This window comes from Streptomyces sp. CRN 30, assembly GCF_034105845.1.
Genome location: NZ_JAVRHI010000435.1, coordinates 1 through 3,391 on the forward strand (window position 1 = coordinate 1; position 3,391 = coordinate 3,391).

The 3,391-nt window shown below is 66.3% G+C and carries 2 protein-coding genes; both read right to left on the bottom strand.

Features of this window, described 5'->3' with window-relative positions:
• Positions 1 to 2,993: DNA-directed RNA polymerase subunit beta' (locus tag UW392_RS47630; RefSeq protein WP_320781606.1), on the bottom strand; the 2,993-nt coding region annotated here is incomplete at its 3' end.
• 113 nt (positions 2,994 to 3,106) lie between these two features.
• Positions 3,107 to 3,391: hypothetical protein (locus UW392_RS47635; RefSeq protein WP_320781607.1), on the bottom strand; the 285-nt coding region annotated here is incomplete at its 5' end.

Consider the following 3,391-nt stretch of genomic DNA (forward strand, 5'->3'; position numbering starts at 1 on the left):
TCACCGATGGACTGGGCGGCGATGATGCCGACCGCCTCACCGATGTCGACCAGCTTGCCGGTGGCCAGCGAACGGCCGTAGCACATGGCGCAGGTGCCGACGGCGGACTCGCAGGTCAGGACCGAGCGGGTCTTGACCTCCTCGACGCCGTGCTTGACCAGCTCGTCGATGAGCACGTCGCCGAGGTCGGTACCGGCCGGGGCCAGCACCTTGCCGTCGACCACGATGTCCTCGGCGAGGCAGCGCGCGTACACGGACGTCTCGACGTCCTCCGCCTTGAGCAGCACGCCGTCCTGACGGCCGGCGATCTTCAGGCGCAGACCGCGGTCGGTGCCGCAGTCCTCCTCGCGGATGATGACGTCCTGGGAGACGTCGACCAGACGACGCGTGAGGTAACCCGAGTCGGCGGTACGCAGAGCGGTGTCCGCCAGACCCTTACGGGCACCGTGCGTGGAGATGAAGTACTCCAGCACGGACAGGCCCTCACGGAAGGACGCCTTGATGGGACGCGGGATCGTCTCGTTCTTCGCGTTCGACACCAGACCGCGCATACCGGCGATCTGCCGCATCTGCATCATGTTTCCTCGGGCACCCGAGTCAACCATCATGAAGATGGGGTTGGTCTTGGGGAAGTTCGCGTTCATCGCCTCGGCGACCTCGTTGGTCGCCTTGGTCCAGATCGCGATGAGCTCCTGCGTGCGCTCTTCCTTGGTGATGAGACCGCGCTCGTACTGCTTCTGGACCTTCTCGTCCTGAGCCTCGTACCCCTTGACGATCTCCTTCTTCGCCTCGGGGACGACCACGTCGGAGATGGCCACGGTGACACCGGAACGGGTACCCCAGTGGAAGCCCGCCGCCTTCAGGTTGTCGAGCGTCGCCGCCACGATCACCTTGGGGTAGCGCTCCGCGAGGTCGTTGACGATCTCACCGAGCTGCTTCTTGCCGACCGAGTAGTCGACGAACGGGTAGTCCTCGGGCAGCAGCTCGTTGAAGAGCGCGCGGCCCAGGGTCGTCCGGATACGGAAGGTGTCGCCCGGCTGCCACTCCGGCTCGCCCTCCTCGCGCACCGGCGGCGTCCAGCCACGCGGCGGGATGGTGCCCACCGGGAAGCGGATGTCGATCGGCGACTGGAGCGCCAGCTCACCGGCGTCGAACGCCATGGTGGCCTCGGCGGTGGAGCCGAAGGCACGGCCCTCGCCCTTGGTGTCCCGCATCTCGCCGTCGGTGGTGAGGAAGAACAGACCGAGGACCATGTCCTGGGTCGGCATCGTCACCGGACGGCCGTCGGCGGGCTTGAGGATGTTGTTCGAGGACAGCATCAGGATGCGCGCCTCGGCCTGCGCCTCCGCGGAGAGCGGCAGGTGGACGGCCATCTGGTCACCGTCGAAGTCCGCGTTGAACGCGGTGCAGACGAGCGGGTGGATCTGGATGGCCTTGCCCTCGACCAGCTGCGGCTCGAAGGCCTGGATGCCGAGGCGGTGCAGGGTGGGCGCACGGTTCAGCAGAACCGGGTGCTCCGCGATGACCTCTTCCAGGACGTCGTACACGACCGTGCGGCCGCGCTCGACCATCCGCTTGGCGCTCTTGATGTTCTGCGCGTGGTTCAGGTCGACCAGGCGCTTCATCACGAACGGCTTGAACAGCTCCAGCGCCATCGCCTTCGGCAGACCGCACTGGTGCAGCTTGAGCTGCGGACCGACGACGATCACGGAACGCGCGGAGTAGTCCACGCGCTTGCCGAGCAGGTTCTGACGGAAGCGGCCCTGCTTGCCCTTGAGCATGTCGGACAGCGACTTCAGCGGACGGTTACCCGGACCGGTCACCGGCCGGCCGCGACGACCGTTGTCGAAGAGGGCGTCAACAGCCTCCTGAAGCATGCGCTTCTCGTTGTTGACGATGATCTCCGGAGCACCCAGGTCGAGCAGGCGCTTCAGACGGTTGTTGCGGTTGATCACACGGCGGTACAGGTCGTTCAGGTCGGAGGTCGCGAAGCGGCCACCGTCCAGCTGCACCATCGGACGCAGGTCCGGCGGGATGACCGGCACGCAGTCCAGCACCATGCCCTTGGGGCTGTTGCTGGTCTGCAGGAACGCGGAGACGACCTTGAGGCGCTTGAGCGCGCGGGTCTTCTTCTGGCCCTTGCCGGTGCGGATGATCTCGCGGAGCTTCTCGGCCTCCTCGTCGAGGTCGAAGGACTCCAGGCGCTTCTGCAGCGCGGCAGCGCCCATCGAACCGTCGAAGTAGGTGCCGAAGCGGTCGCGCAGCTCGCGGTAGAGCAGCTCGTCGCCCTCCAGGTCCTGGACCTTGAGGTTCTTGAACCGGTTCCACACCTCGTCGAGACGGTCGATCTCGCGCTGCGCGCGGTCGCGCAGCTGCTTCATCTCACGCTCGGCACCCTCGCGCACCTTGCGGCGCACGTCGGCCTTGGCACCCTCGGCCTCCAGCTCGGCCAGGTCGGTCTCGAGCTTCTTGGCGCGGGTCTCCAGGTCGGCGTCGCGGCGCTGCTCGATCTGCTGGCGCTCGACGGAGACGTGCGCCTCCAGCGAGGGCAGGTCGCGCGTACGGCGCTCCTCGTCGACGAACGTGATCATGTACGCCGCGAAGTAGATGACCTTCTCCAGGTCCTTCGGGGCGAGGTCGAGCAGGTAACCGAGGCGCGACGGGACGCCCTTGAAGTACCAGATGTGGGTGACGGGAGCGGCCAGCTCGATGTGGCCCATCCGCTCACGGCGCACCTTGGCGCGGGTGACCTCCACGCCGCAGCGCTCGCAGATGATGCCCTTGAAGCGGACGCGCTTGTACTTACCGCAGTAGCACTCCCAGTCCCGGGTGGGGCCGAAGATCTTCTCGCAGAAGAGCCCGTCCTTTTCCGGCTTGAGCGTGCGGTAGTTGATGGTCTCGGGCTTCTTGACCTCGCCGTGGCTCCACTGACGGATGTCGTCAGCGGTGGCCAGACCGATCCGGAGCTCATCGAAGAAGTTGACGTCGAGCACTATGCGTCAATCCCTCTCAGGGTTGTAAGTCATGGGGTCTGATACGGGGGTCCTGGGGCCGGCCGGGCCCCGGTCACCTTTTCCACGGGTGACCGAGGCCCGCCGGACTCCCGTCAGACCTCTTCGACGCTGCTCGGCTCGCGCCGGGACAGGTCGATGCCAAGCTCCTCCGCAGCGCGGAAGACGTCCTCGTCGGTGTCGCGCATCTCGATGGACATGCCGTCCGAGGACAGCACCTCCACGTTGAGGCACAGGGACTGCATCTCCTTGATGAGCACCTTGAAGGACTCGGGGATGCCGGGCTCGGGGATGTTCTCGCCCTTGACGATGGCCTCGTAGACCTTCACGCGGCCGGTCACGTCGTCGGACTTGATGGTCAGCAGCTCCTGGAGGGCGTA